This window comes from Variovorax sp. FG153, assembly GCF_057809595.1.
The window spans coordinates 153393-166166 of sequence record NZ_JBMDKG010000014.1 but is presented as its reverse complement, the minus strand read 5'-3'; the positions used below and the strand labels follow the sequence as shown (position 1 = coordinate 166166).

The 12774-nt window shown below is 68.2% G+C and carries 11 protein-coding genes and 1 tRNA gene; 5 read left to right on the top strand and 7 right to left on the bottom strand.

The annotated features are described in order from the left end of the window. Window positions 1-28: 28 nt before the first annotated feature. Both ACODT0_RS17585 and ACODT0_RS17580 read right to left on the bottom strand, forming a co-directional pair. On the bottom strand, window positions 29-1204 hold the full coding sequence (locus ACODT0_RS17585; protein WP_489041832.1) for a DUF3182 family protein: 1176 nt from the start codon (window positions 1202-1204) through the stop codon (window positions 29-31). 228 nt (window positions 1205-1432) lie between these two features. Continuing rightward, complete coding sequence (locus ACODT0_RS17580) at window positions 1433-2755, bottom strand: aspartate aminotransferase family protein (RefSeq protein ID WP_489041831.1); 1323 nt, start codon at window positions 2753-2755, stop codon at window positions 1433-1435. A gap of 95 nt (window positions 2756-2850) precedes the next feature. Here ACODT0_RS17580 and ACODT0_RS17575 point away from each other — a divergent pair, with 95 nt between their 5' ends. Together ACODT0_RS17575 and ACODT0_RS17570 are read left to right on the top strand one after the other, a co-directional pair. After that, entirely contained in the window at window positions 2851-3708 is an 858-nt protein-coding gene (locus tag ACODT0_RS17575) for a LysR family transcriptional regulator (RefSeq protein WP_057594756.1), read from the top strand. A gap of 89 nt (window positions 3709-3797) precedes the next feature. Continuing rightward, window positions 3798-3992, top strand: a complete 195-nt coding sequence (locus ACODT0_RS17570; RefSeq protein ID WP_489041830.1) for a hypothetical protein — start codon at window positions 3798-3800, stop codon at window positions 3990-3992. 22 nt (window positions 3993-4014) lie between these two features. Here ACODT0_RS17570 and ACODT0_RS17565 read toward each other — a convergent pair whose 3' ends face one another. Further along, window positions 4015-4599: a TetR/AcrR family transcriptional regulator gene (locus ACODT0_RS17565; RefSeq protein WP_489041829.1), complete on the bottom strand. Its 585-nt coding sequence runs from the start codon at window positions 4597-4599 to the stop codon at window positions 4015-4017. A gap of 232 nt (window positions 4600-4831) precedes the next feature. Here ACODT0_RS17565 and ACODT0_RS17560 point away from each other — a divergent pair, with 232 nt between their 5' ends. Then, window positions 4832-6091, top strand: coding sequence for a porin (locus ACODT0_RS17560; RefSeq protein WP_489041828.1), 1260 nt, complete (start codon window positions 4832-4834; stop codon window positions 6089-6091). 161 nt (window positions 6092-6252) lie between these two features. On the opposite strand, the gene ACODT0_RS17555 is transcribed toward ACODT0_RS17560, so the two are convergent. Then, the gene (locus ACODT0_RS17555; protein WP_489041826.1) at window positions 6253-7518 is read right to left on the bottom strand and encodes a glutamate carboxypeptidase; all 1266 of its coding nucleotides are present in this window, start codon (window positions 7516-7518) and stop codon (window positions 6253-6255) included. Between the two features lie 447 nt (window positions 7519-7965). On the opposite strand from ACODT0_RS17555, the gene ACODT0_RS17550 reads away from it, so the two are divergent. Then, the gene (locus tag ACODT0_RS17550) at window positions 7966-8109 is read left to right on the top strand and encodes a hypothetical protein (protein ID WP_489041825.1); all 144 of its coding nucleotides are present in this window, start codon (window positions 7966-7968) and stop codon (window positions 8107-8109) included. 113 nt (window positions 8110-8222) lie between these two features. Beyond that, on the top strand, window positions 8223-10178 hold the full coding sequence (locus ACODT0_RS17545) for an alpha/beta hydrolase domain-containing protein (protein WP_489041824.1): 1956 nt from the start codon (window positions 8223-8225) through the stop codon (window positions 10176-10178). Window positions 10179-10290: 112 nt separating this feature from the next. Here ACODT0_RS17545 and ACODT0_RS17540 read toward each other — a convergent pair. The 3 genes from ACODT0_RS17540 to ACODT0_RS17530 all read right to left on the bottom strand — a co-directional run bounded on the left by ACODT0_RS17540 (window position 10291) and on the right by ACODT0_RS17530 (window position 12773). Next, window positions 10291-10380 (bottom strand) — tRNA-Ser (locus tag ACODT0_RS17540). A gap of 81 nt (window positions 10381-10461) precedes the next feature. Continuing rightward, a complete protein-coding gene (gene serS / locus ACODT0_RS17535) occupies window positions 10462-11793 on the bottom strand; it encodes a serine--tRNA ligase (RefSeq protein ID WP_296728714.1) in 1332 nt (443 codons plus the stop codon). Window positions 11794-11843: 50 nt separating this feature from the next. Beyond that, on the bottom strand, window positions 11844-12773 hold the full coding sequence (locus ACODT0_RS17530; RefSeq protein WP_489041834.1) for a threonine/serine dehydratase: 930 nt from the start codon (window positions 12771-12773) through the stop codon (window positions 11844-11846). Window position 12774 lies beyond the last annotated feature (1 nt).

Sequence of the window (12774 nt, the reverse complement as noted above, 5' to 3'; positions counted from 1 at the left end):
CTGGCCGTCCACGGGGATGTCGATGGTGCTATGTCGTGTCGCTGTCATGGTTCTGGATCAGGGCGTACTTCGCGAGCGACCCGAGTTCGGGGTCTTCGCCGCGGTACGCCACGATGGCCTGGGGCGGCACCATGGCCGCGCCGTAGACCTCGAAGGTCGAGGCCCGCACCGCCCGGCGTTCGGGCGCGCGGCGGAAGACCTCCAGCGCCGCGATCTCCGCACCGGTGGCGCCGCCGACGCGCCACGACTGCTCGAGCACGCCCGAGCGCCAGCGGCCCGCGGCATTGCGGCCCTGCGCCACGTCGTAGTTGACGCGCGAGGCGAAGAAGCCGGGGAAGCCGTCGCGCACGGCCTGGTGGTAGCGCCGGGCCTGGTCGATGGCCGTGCGCAGCGGCGTGCTCAGGTCGCGCGCGGCAAGCAGGTCGTCGAAGCCGCCGCGTGTCAGCATCAGGTCGGAACCGCCGTAGACCGCGAGCCCCGCGTTGTCGCGCGTCATGCGCTGGCGGCCGTGGTAGCTCACGGTGAGTTCGTCGACCACGACCTGGCCGACGCTGAAGGTGTCGGGATCGCGCAGGTTCTCCTCGAGCACCACGCCGTGGGCGGCGAGCTCCCCGGCGTCGAGCGCATCGAGCTGGCGGTCGAGCTCGGCCGTGTCGTGCGCCACGGTCTGGCCGCGGCCGCCCGTGGCACGCACCGGCTTGACCCGCACCGCGCCGGCCTCGAGCAGGCGCCGTCCGGCCCGGCGCGCCTCATCGGGCGAGAAGGCCGAGAAGCCCGCGAGCACCGCGCCGGCGACGGCAGCTCCGAATTGCGTCGACCATCCCGCGGGACGCGCGGCGCCGGCATCGGGCAACGGGTGCGTGATCGCCTTGGTGGCGACGAAGGCGAATTCGACGACACCGCCGAACAGGTCGTCCGCACCCGCGATACCCATCGCGCGGGCGCGAACGGGGTCTGTCACGGTGCCGCTCGGGACGAAATAGACATGCCCGCCATAGGTCCTTGGCGCGTCCGCGCGCAGGCTCGGCCCCGCGCGACCGCCGCAGTCGCCCGCGTAGGCATAGCCCTTGAGTGCGGCGAGCCGCCGCGCGAAATGAGCGCGCGTCTCGCGTTCGTGCGCGCTGCAGTAGGCGCCGGGCTCGACGTCCCACGTGACCACGCTGCCGAATGGAAGGCTCTCGAGGCTGGCCGCTGCCGCTGTCATGGACTCCATCGTGCGATGGCAGGCGGCGCGAAGCGTAGGACGATGGCACCGCCCGGCTGTCGGCATGGGCGCAATGGGAAGCGGCCATGGCGGAAGATTCGTGACGACCCACGGCTCGAGGAACCGCTGCCAGAGCGGGTGCCGAAGCGACCTCTACCAACGCCTGAGGACCGTCGACGCCAGTATCGGCCGCCAAACTTAAGCCGGCCTGAATGAATGGACGATCGCTCAGGAAGCCCGCTGCGAACGCACCGCGGTGGCGATGGCCTTGTCGAGCAGCTCGAGGCCGAGGTCGATCTCGCTGTCGCTGATGGTGAGCGGCGGCGCGATGCGGAACACGCCGCCCATCGAGGGCAGCTTCACGATGTTCATGCTCAGGCCCAGCTTCATGCATTCGCGCGTGACCGCTTCGCCGAGCTCGAAGGCCGGCTCGCGCGTGTCGCGGCTCTTGACCACTTCGAGGCCGAGCAGCAGGCCGCGCCCGCGCACGTCGCCGATGCATTCGTGGCGCGACTGCAGCCGGCGCAGCCCCTGCTGCAGCCGTTCGCCCGCGACGCGCGCGCGCTCGACCAGCCCGTCGCGCTCCACCACCTCGAGCACCTTCAGGCCGACCGCCGCGGGCAGCGGGTCGGAGACGTGCGTGGTGTAGAACAGGAAGCCGCGCGCATGGGCCTCGTCCTCGATCGCGGCCGTGGTCACCATCGCCGCCAGCGGCAGGCCCGCTCCCAGTGTCTTCGACAGGGTCAGGATGTCGGGCGCCACGCCGTCGCGGTCGCACGCGAACATCAGGCCGGTGCGGCCCACGCCGGTCTGCGCCTCGTCCACGATCAGCAGCATGCCGCGCTCCTCGCACTTCTTCTTGAGCGCCGCCATGTAGCCCGGCGGCAGCTCGAGGATGCCGCCGCTGCTGAGGATGGGCTCGGCGATGAAGGCCGCGAGCGCGCCGGTCGACTGGCGGTCGATCTGCTCGAAGCCGTCGTCGAGTTCGCGACGCCAGTCGAGCTCGCCCTCCTTCGTCGTGAAGCGCGGCCGGTAGGCATTGGGCGCCGGGATCGCGAACGAGCCGGCCGCCGCCGGGCCATAGCCCTTGCGGCCCGCGCTGTAGGTCGCGGCCGCCGCGCTGCCGGTCATGCCGTGCCACGACTGCGTGAAGGCCACCACCTCGTGGCCGCCGGTCACCAGCCTGGCCATGCGCAGCGCCGCCTCGTTCGATTCGGCGCCGGTGCTCAGCAGCAGGCAGCGTTCGAGCGCACCGGGCGCATGGCGCGCGATCTCGGCGGCCAATGCCACCACCGGGCGCGACAGCATGCCGCTGAACAGGTGGTCGAGCGTGCGCACGTGCTCCGACACCACCGAGACGATCTCTGGATGCGCATGCCCGAGCAGCGCGCTCATCTGGCCCGAGGTGAAGTCGAGGATGGCGCGACCGTCGGCGTCGTAGACGAAACAGCCTTGGGCGCGCTCGATGATCAGCGGCTCGAAGCTGCCGCCGTAGCGCACCAGGTGGCGCTGTGCCTGTTGCCAGAACTGGGGGTCGTCGTTCCTGCTCATGCCGATGGTTCCCGATCAAAATGCCCACGTTACGCGGCGCCGCGCGCGCATGGAAGCGAATTGTTTTGAGATCAGCTATCAAGGGAACTCATGCCGTGAGCCAATCGCTGGACATCGACCTGCTGCGCAGCTTCGTCGCCATCGCCGAGACCGGCGTTCTGGGCCAGGCCGCCCTGCGCGTGGGCCGCACGCAGTCGGCGCTGAGCATGCAGATGCGCAAGCTCGAGGGCATCGTCGCGCAGCCGCTGCTGCACCGCACCGGCCGTGGCGTGACGCTCACCGCGACCGGCGAGCGCCTGCTGGTGCGCGCGGGCGAGCTGCTGCGCCGGCACGACGAGGCACTGGCCGAACTGCGCGGCCAGCAGCTCTCGGGCGTGCTGCGCTTCAGCTGCCCCGACGACTACGCGGTCGTGTTCCTGCCCTTCCTGCTGCAGGGCTTCGCGAGCCTGCACCCGGGCGTGCAGCTCGAGGTGATGTGCGCGCCCACGCCGCGGCTGCACGAACTGCTGGCGCGGCATGCGGTCGATCTCGCGCTGGTGTCGGTGGCCGGCGATGCCGCGGGTGCCGACGCGATCCGGCACGAGCCGCTGGTGTGGGTCGCGCGGCGCGGCAGCACGGCCGTCGCCCTCGATCCGCTGCCGCTGGCGCTCGGCGCGCCCGATGCGCTCGACCACCAGTTGCCCCGGCGCGCGCTCGAGGCCGCGGGCCGCGCCTACCGGCTCGCCTATGCGAGCAGCAGCCTGTCGGGACTCGTGGGCATGGCGCGCTCGGGCCTGGCCGTCACCGTGCTCACGCGCACGGCCGTGCCCGAGGACCTGCAGATCCTCGGCGCGGACGATGGCTTTCCCGAGCTGCCGAGCGTGGGCGTCACGCTGGCCCTGGCGCGCGAGGCACCGACCGCCCTGACCGCGGCCTTCGCGGCGCATGTGCGGAAGTTTCTGCCCCTGGCCTGAACCGGCACGCCCCAAGCATTTCTACCAAAGTGGTTGAAGTTCAACCGATTTGGTTGAATAATCCGGTGCTCCCTCCAAGGAACACCGCATTGACCTTCCTCCTCGCCACCCGCTCGATCCTCAAACAGCACGGGAGAGCGCTCGCCGTGCTCGGTCTCGTGGTCGGCGGGCTGGCCGGGGTCGGCGTGTCCTTCGCGGCCTTCATGCCCGAGTTGCGCGTGTCGGTGAGCATGGGCTATGGCGTATTCGCGCCGAAGCTCAGCGGGATGATCGGCGGCCTGTGAGGCACCGCCCCGGAAGGGAAGGCTAGGCGCGCTTGCGTGCCGGGCGCTTCGGCTTGCCAGCGTGGCCGAGCGCATCCATGGCCGCCTCGACGATGGGGCCGCGCCATTCGCGCTGCAGTCCCACGTGGGCCGCGACCATCGCCGAAGCGCCGAGGCCCGAGAGCGCGCTCGTCACGCGCACGATGCGCTCCATGGTGGTGGCCTGCAGGTCGATGCCGAGCGCCTTGTAGACCATCAGCGCCATCTCGGTCAGCGCGGCATCGGTGCCCTTGCCGTTGTCGGCCAGCCGGTTCGCGAGCGCCGACACGCCGGGCCATTCGTAGGTCTGGTCGACCGAGGCCTCCACCACCACCCGTTCGCGCGCCGCGCCCGGCGGCAGGTGCTCGACGGCATCGAGCAGCGCCTGCGCCTGGTCGCGGCAGGTCTGCAGCGCCGCGTCGTAGATCGCCTGCTTGCTCGGGAAGTGATGCAGCAGCCCGGCCTTCGAATAGTTGACCGCATCGGCGATCTGCTGGAGCGAGGTGTGGTCGAAACCGTGCTTGGCGAACAGGCCGGCGGCGCGGTCGATGATTTCGGCGTCGATCTGGGAGCGGGTGGGCTTGGGCATCGGGTTGCAGTCTATCGCAGGCGCTTACCGGATCGGTCGATATTCGACTGAATCGGTCGAACCCAACCCAGGACGACAGCGCCCGCCGAATGGAAGGGTTGCCGACATTGCGCAGACGTCATCGGGCTGTGCGCCAACTGTTATTCGCGACACGGAGACTCGCCTTCATCGCCCAAGCGGCGGTCCTTCAAAAAGTCTTCATTCATTCCTTTTTTTTCGATCGGGAGATGTCGTGAAAAATCAGTGTCTTGCCTTCGCCGCATTGCTGGGTGCGGGAGTCGCCCAGGCCCAGTCTTCCGTCACGCTGTTCGGCGTGGTGGACATGGGCCTCAGCAACTACTCGTCCAAATCGCAGGATGCGGGCCGCGCCGCATTCGCCAATCCGTTCTACCTGAACCAGGGCACGCGCACCCTGAGCCAGAGCGCGCTGAGCTCGGGCAACTACTCCTCGAGCCGGCTGGGCTTTCGCGGCACCGAGGACCTCGGTGGCGGCCTCGCGGCCAGCTTCTGGCTCGAGGCGCCGATCAGCCCGGACGATGGCAGGACCGGCATCGCGAGCTTCCAGCGCCGCTCCACCCTCAGCCTGTCGGGCAACTTCGGCGAGATCCGCCTGGGCCGCGACTACACGCCCTCGGCCTGGAACGACATCGTGTTCGACCCCTTCGGCATCGTCGGCGTGGGCCGCAGCCTGATCTATACCGCCGCCAACACGAACACCGTGCCCGGCGGTTCCGGCGGCTTCGGTGGCGACCTCAACTACAACCGCGCCAGCAACTCGATCGGCTATTTCCTGCCGCCGAACCTCGGCGGGGTCTACGGCCAGTTCATGTATGCGCTGCACGAGAACACCAAGTACGACCCCGGCACCAGCACGCCGCCGGGCCTCAATGCCGTGGGCGCGCTCAATGCCGGCAACGTGGCCACGACGCGCGCGGGCCGCTACCTGGGCGGCCGGCTCGGCTATGCCACCGGCCCGTTCGACATCGCCGTCTCGTACGGCAACAGCACGGCGGCCGACAGCTTCTACGCGGGCACCACCGACTCGGTGAAGACTTTCAACCTCGGCAGTTCGTACGACTTCGGCCCGGTCAAGCTGTTCGGCGAGCTGTCGCGGATCAAGAGAACGCGCGACTACGCCACGGCGCCCGCCTTCGGCGGCGTTTCCGACACCGACCTGACCGGCTACCTGATCGGACTGACCGCGCCGGTCGGCCCGGGCCTGATCCGCGCCGCCTACTCGCAGGTCAAGTACGACCTCAATACCGCGAGCCTGCCGTTCGCCGCCAATGTCGCGGACCCGAAGGCCAACAAGCTGGCGCTGGGCTACATCCACAACCTCTCGAAGCGCACCGCGCTCTACGCCACCATCGCGCGGATCAGCAACAAGAACGGCGCCGCGCTCACCGTCGGCGGTCCCGCCTTCGTGAACAACGCGGTGTTCGTGCCCAAGACCTCGACGGGCTACGACTTCGGCCTGCGCCACTCCTTCTGACCGCGGCGCGGGCCCGCGGATGCGCGAACGGTCGGGGGCACCGCCGCCTGCGGTCGTTCCGATGTCTCCAGGGAGAGCCCGTCATGCGGGTTCGTTCGGTCCGCCTTCGCGCGGACCTTTTTTCGTGCATGCGCCGTTCGAGCGGCGCATGGCCCGGACCGCTACAGCCCCTGCCCGAGTTCGGAAATCAGGCGCGCCGACAGATAGAGCCGGCGCGGGATCGCCGAGATCTGCACGTATTCCGCGTCGCTGCTGTGATGGTTCGCACCGATCAGGCCCAGGCCCTCGACCACCGGCTTGCCCGAGAGCGCGGCCCATCCCGCATCCGATCCGCCGCCGGTGCGCATTTCCAGGATCGCCAGCTTGCCGCCGACCTCGGTGTAGATGGACATCGCCTTGTCCATCGCTGCACGGCTGGCGGGCGTTGCGTTGTAGGGCGGGATCAGGCGCGTGATCTGCAGATCGATGCTCGTGTCTTCCAGGCGCTTCTTCTGGACGCGTTCCCGCAGCGTGGCTTCGAAGGGCGCGAGATCTTCATTGCGACCGTAACGCATGTCGGCCGTGACCACCGTCAGATCGGGAATGATGTTGGGCGCTGTACCGCCCCGGATCACCGTCCAGTTGAACGCCCGCTCCTGCTTGCGGTCCTGCAGGTCCTGGGTGCGCAGGATCAGGTCGGCCGCCTCGGTCATCGTGTTCACCCCCTTTTCGGAGGACGTGCCGGCATGCGAAGCCTTGCCCCGGATCCGGGCTTCGACGAAGGCCACGCCCGAGGTTCCGGAGACGAACAGCTCGGTCCCTTCATAGATGCCGCCGGGCTCGTAGGACAGCACCACGTCGCTCTGGGATGCGAGCCTCTGGATCACTTCGTTCGACCCCAGCGAGCCTCTTTCCTCGTCGGGGTTGAACATCACGGTGATCGTGCCGAACTGCTGGAAGTTCTCCGCTTTCAGCAGCGCCAGCGCGTGGAGGATGGCGGCGACACCTCCCTTGGCATCGGCGATGCCGGCGCCGAAGACCTGGTCGCCCTCGATGCGGAACGGCGCCCTGACCAGCGAACCGCGTACATAGACCGTGTCCATGTGCGCCATCAGCAGGATGTTCCGGCCGCCACGACCCCTGAACTGACCGACGATGACGTCGCCGACCACGCCGCCCGTGGCGGGCGTCCTCGTGACCTCGGCACCGAGCGCCTTGAGGCGTCGTTCGAGGTAGTTGCCCATTTCGGGAATGCCGATGGCGTCATTGGTGCCAGTTTCGATATTGACCAACTCCTCCAAGGTCTTGAGCACCGCGGGCTGCTCGTCCTTCGCTCTCTGGTCCAGCGTGCTGCTGTAGAAGAACGCGCTTGCATTTCCATCCGAGCAGCCGCTCAGGACAATGGACAGCATCAACGCCAAATAGAAATGAAAAGATCGTGATTTCATTTACCCCCCTGATGAATAAACGCTACATCGAAATCGATCCAATAGCGGGGGCGATGCTATGAATGCCGCGTATCGGGGTCAATAATTATTGCGGGCTCATGAAAATTATTCTTTCCGATATTCGCAAGTGAAGTTCTCGGTTGATAACTGCCCAAATAGCGATCTCGCACTCACAACCGCGCGCCGGGCATTGCCGCGGAGATGGCGACAGCGACGACCGCTGCCGCTGCCGCTGCAAGCGGGAGCCCGCTCCAGCGCCCCGCCGGGCATCGCTCATGCCATGCCCGCGGAGAACGGCGCGCAGGCCACCGTCCAGATGCCGAGCAGCATGAACACCGCGATCGCATAGTGGGAAATCGGCCGCACGCTCCATGCGTCGCCCAACCGAAATGACGGGCCGGCACGAACACCGAGTCGACATGCGAGGCAATAAAGAAAGCCGGATGGATGCCCGATACCAGTTGCAGCACATCGAAGAGGTCCTCCTTCCTGCGCGTCTTCGGCAACCTCGACGACCGGATCACCGATTTCACCGCCGGCCGCATCGACGTCAGCTTCTGCAACGGCCGCCTGCCTGGGGAAATTCCTTAGACCGCACGACAACTGCATACAAGCGCGTCGCGCGACCGCTTCCTAGACTGATTCGGATGCATACGGCGTTGGATCGCCCGCAGCGCATTCCATTCAGTTCCAAGGAGATATCGATGCAGAGACAGATGACAGAATCCGGCACGCGATCGGCGCCATTCCATTGGAGTCCGAGGCTGGGCATTGTCGGCATGGCCGTCGGCGCGCTGATCGCGGGCTGCGGCGGCAGCGGCGGCTCCAGCAACGTGCCCTTCATTCCCCCGGTGCAGACACAACCGCAACCGCAGCCCGAGACGCAACCCGAGGTCGAACCGCAACCGGAAGCCACCACGTCGAAGGTGCCCAACCCGGTCGTGACGGGTCCCATCGCAAAGGGGGCGATGCCGGGCACGGCGCAGGGGCACAAGGAACACGACTATCCATGGCTGGCCACCATGCACAACCTGGCGGCCGTCGGTTACGTCGAAGAGGAATACTTCATCGAGGGCAACGCGAACACCTACAACTTTCCCGCGTCGTACAGCGCCGCGAACAGCGCCACGACGGTCGGCGTGCCGGCCACCGTGGCGACGACCGGCAACCGCTACAAGACGCGCATCCTCGTGCGCCGCCCGGCGTCGGCGGACAAGTTCAATGGCACGGTGATCGCCGAGTGGCAGAACGTCACCGCGGGCTACGACCTCGATGCCCTGTGGGGCTCCGGGTTCGAACACATGATTCGCGAGGGCTATGTCTATGTGGGCATCTCGGCCCAGCCCGTGGGCGTCAATCAGCTGAAGAAATGGAGCGCGAAGGCCGACGGCTTCAGCGGACGCTACGACTCGCTGGATGTGGGCGGCAGCTCCAGCACACTGGGCAATGCGATCTCGCACGACGTCTTCCTGCAGGCGCTGCAGGCCATCCGGTACCCCGGGAAGGGCATCAATCCCCTGGGCCCGCTGCGGGCCAAAAAAATGATCGTCACCGGCGTGTCGCAGTCGGGCGGCTACCTGCAGCGCATCATCAACAGCCTCGATCCGATCTATGGCAACGCACGCACGCCCGACAACAAGGGACCGATCGACTCCTACATGGTCTACATCGCGGGCGGCTACCTCAACCGGAACCTCACCGTCCCGGTCTGGAAGGTGATCTCCGAGACCGATGTCGCCGGCCAGGTGGCCTCTCGTCCGACGGGCACCGATGAAGCAGGCAACTACCGCAGTTGGGAAGTCGCTGGCGCCACCCACTCGGGACGACGCACCGCGCTGAATTCCCGGCCGCTCGCCGCACGCGACGACTGGCCGCTCACGGGTGTCGATTGCGTCTACCCGGTCCATCCGCGCGTGCCCGTGCAGCACGTGACCAATGCCGTCTACGACCATCTCGTCAAGTGGATGGACAACCCCTCCTACAACCCGCCGCGCATGCCGGCGATCCTCACCAGCGGCACCACGATCGTCCGCGACACCACCCCGGGCCACGAGGACAAGAACTCGCAAGGCGGCGTGCGCCTGCCCGAGATGCTGGTTCCCACCGCATGGAACGCCGGCACCGGCAACAGCGCCAGGCCCGGCGGCGAGGGCGGCACCTTCTGCAGCCTCTATGGCAGCTACTACCCCTTCTCTCCGGCCTACACGGAGCAGCTCTACCCGTCCCGCGGGCAATACACCGATCTGGTCTCGCTGGCGATCGATGACAGCGTGAAGGCCGGCATCCTGGTTCCCGAGGATGCCAGGCACACGAAATTCGTGGCGGACCGGCTGGAATTCGATGGCGGAACGACACGGCCGGAGAACACCGCGGCCTACATGGCCGCGCAGGATCTGCTGGAGATCACCTACTTCTACCTCTGGACCACCCCGGATCAGCTCGACGCCTACATGGATCAGGCGGCCCGCATCGCGAAGAACGTGGCACTCGCGGACAAGAGCAGCGGCTCGCAGTTCGTCTACGACTCGATCCGCAACGACTTGAAGAGCTATGCCGACGGCGTGGAGGCCTTGCGCAAGGCTGGCAAGGTCTCGGATGTCAGCGCCAAGGAGCTCGCGGACGGCGTGAAGCTGGTGATGGACGGGTTACCTGCCCTGTGACGCCGAGGCCGGCGACGGCCTTCGGCGGCCGGCCCCCTTCGTGGCGGGGGCCACGCCTGCCGGGTCTCCGATGGCGAACAGGCAAAAAAATAGCCCCTTGCGGGGCCATTTCTGGAGGAGAGGGAGGGATTCGAACCCTCGGTACTATCGCTAGTACGCCTGATTTCGAGTCAGGTACATTCGACCACTCTGCCACCTCTCCGGTCGCTCTGTCGAGCCTGCGATTATAGCCAGGAAAATCGACACAACCACGCCGTGCAGCGATTTCCCTGTCGTTTTTTCGTCAGCCGCGCAGCACCTCGGTGCCGCCCAGGTAGGGCCGCAGCGCCTTCGGCACGTTGATCGAGCCATCCTCGTTCTGGTGGTTCTCGAGCACCGCGACCAGGGTGCGGCCGACCGCCAGGCCCGAGCCGTTGAGGGTGTGCACCAGCTCGTTCTTGCCCTGGGCGTTCTTGAAGCGCGCCTGCAGGCGTCGCGCCTGGAAGGCCTCGCAGTTCGAGACCGAGCTGATCTCGCGGTAGGTGTCCTGCGCGGGCAGCCAGACCTCGAGGTCGTAGGTCTTGGTCGAGCCGAAGCCCATGTCGCCGGTGCACAGCAGCACGACGCGGTAGGGCAGCTCGAGCGCCTGCAGCACCACCTCGGCATGGCCGGTCATCTGCTCGAGCGCCTCGTAGCTCTTCTCGGGATGCACCACCTGCACCATCTCGACCTTGTCGAACTGGTGCTGGCGGATCATGCCGCGGGTGTCGCGGCCCGCGCTGCCGGCTTCCGAGCGGAAGCACGGGGTGTGGGCCGTGAGGCGGATCGGCAGCTGCGCCTCGGGCACGACCTCGTCGCGCACGAAGTTCGTGAGCGGCACCTCGGCGGTCGGGATCAGGTAGAGCGCCGACAGGTCGGGCGCGGGCTCGCCGTCCTGGCCGCCCTTCTTCGCGGCGAACAGGTCGCCCTCGAACTTGGGCAGTTGGCCGGTGCCGCTCAGGGTGGCGGCATTGACGATGTAGGGCACGTAGCACTCGGTGTAGCCGTGCTGCTGCGTCTGGATGTCGAGCATGAACTGGGCGAGCGCGCGGTGCAGCCGCGCGATCGGGCCCTTCATGACGGTGAAGCGCGAACCCGAGAGCTTGGCACCCATCTCGAAGTCGAGGCCGAGCGGCGCGCCCAGGTCGACGTGGTCCCTGGGCGTGAAGCCCAGCGGCGTGGCCGAGGCGCCGGCGCCGCCCTGCGGGCTCCAGCGGCGCTGCTCGACATTGCCGGTCTCGTCCTCGCCCAGCGGCACGCTGGCGTGCGGCAGGTTGGGCACGGCGAGCAGCAGCGCCTGCAGCTCGGGCTGGATCTCGTCGAGGCGCTTCGATTGCGATTCCTGCTCGGCCTTGAGCGCGTTGACCTCGGCCATCAGCGCGTCGACCGATTCGCCCTTGGCCTTGAGCGGGCCGATCTGCTTGTTGAGCGTGTTGCGGCGCGCCTGGATCTCCTCGGTGCGGGTCTGCAGCGTCTTGCGCTCGGCCTCGAGCGCGGTGAAGGCCGAGACGTCGAGGTAGGGCTGGTTCTTCTTGCGTTTTTCGAGGCCGGCCACGGCGGCGGCCAGGTCTTTGCGGAGCAGGGTGATGTCGAGCATCGCCCGATTTTAGGTGGGCGCGCCCGCACCCCGCCCCGCGCGGGGCTGGTTCAGCCGACGGTGGCCGGATCGACGTTCGCGCCGCAGACGATCAGGCAGACCTTCTCGCCCGCGCGCGGCACGTAGGCGCCGGTCTGCAGCGCGGCCAGCGGCAGCGCGGCGGCCGGTTCGACGGCCAGCTTCATCTCCTTCCACAGCCACTGCTGGGCGGCGCGGATCGCCTCGTCGGACAGCAGCAGCGCATCGGCGACGTGGCGCTGCGCGATGTCCCAGGCGATGGCGCCGATGCGGCGCGCGCCCAGCGAATCGGCCGCGATGCCGCCGACCTCGACATCGACCGGCGCGCCGGCCTCTCGGGCCCGGAACAGCGTGGGCGCGCCCTCGGGCTCGAGCGCGATCACGCGCGCGCGCTGCTCGAACCAGCCGGCGAGGCCGCCGATCAGCCCGCCGCCGCCCACGCTCACGAGCACGGCATCGGGCAGGCCGCCCTCGGCCTCGATCTCGCGGCCCAGCGTGCCGGCGCCGGCCACCACCTCGGGCTGGTCATAGGCATGGGTCAGCAGGGCGCCGGTTTCGGCCTGGCGCGCCAGGCAGGCGGCCAGTGCATCGGGATAGAGCTGGCCGACCACCACCACCTCGGCGCCCAGCGCGCGCAGGCGCGCGCGCTTGGCCTCGGGCGAGACGCCGGGCAGGTAGACCTCGCAGCGCACGCCGAGCGCGCGCGCCGCGGCGGCGGTGGCGATGCCGGCATTGCCGCCCGAGGCGACGATCACGCCGCTCTCGGGAATGGCGTTGGCCAGCAGCCGGTTCATCATGCCGCGCGCCTTGAAGCTGCCGCTGACCTGCAGGTGCTCGAGCTTGAGCCAGACCTCGGCCCCCGGCGCCGCGACGCCAAGCGCCGCCGCGGGCAGCTTCCACAGCGGGGTCTGGCGCAGGAAGTGGCCCGAGCGTTCGTTCAGGCGTTGCCAGGCGCTATCGATT

What these genes read in the sequence shown, in the direction of transcription:
- ACODT0_RS17565 (WP_489041829.1), bottom strand. Translation starts at nt 4,599, where the DNA reads ATGCCCAAGCCCACCCGCTCCCAGATCGACGCCGAAATCATCGACCGC.
- ACODT0_RS17585 (WP_489041832.1), bottom strand. Translation starts at nt 1,204, where the DNA reads ATGACAGCGGCAGCGGCCAGCCTCGAGAGCCTTCCATTCGGCAGCGTG.
- serS (WP_296728714.1), bottom strand. Translation starts at nt 11,793, where the DNA reads ATGCTCGACATCACCCTGCTCCGCAAAGACCTGGCCGCCGCCGTGGCC.
- ACODT0_RS17550 (WP_489041825.1), top strand. Translation starts at nt 7,966, where the DNA reads ATGCCCGATACCAGTTGCAGCACATCGAAGAGGTCCTCCTTCCTGCGC.
- ACODT0_RS17555 (WP_489041826.1), bottom strand. Translation starts at nt 7,518, where the DNA reads ATGAAATCACGATCTTTTCATTTCTATTTGGCGTTGATGCTGTCCATT.
- ACODT0_RS17545 (WP_489041824.1), top strand. Translation starts at nt 8,223, where the DNA reads ATGCAGAGACAGATGACAGAATCCGGCACGCGATCGGCGCCATTCCAT.
- ACODT0_RS17580 (WP_489041831.1), bottom strand. Translation starts at nt 2,755, where the DNA reads ATGAGCAGGAACGACGACCCCCAGTTCTGGCAACAGGCACAGCGCCAC.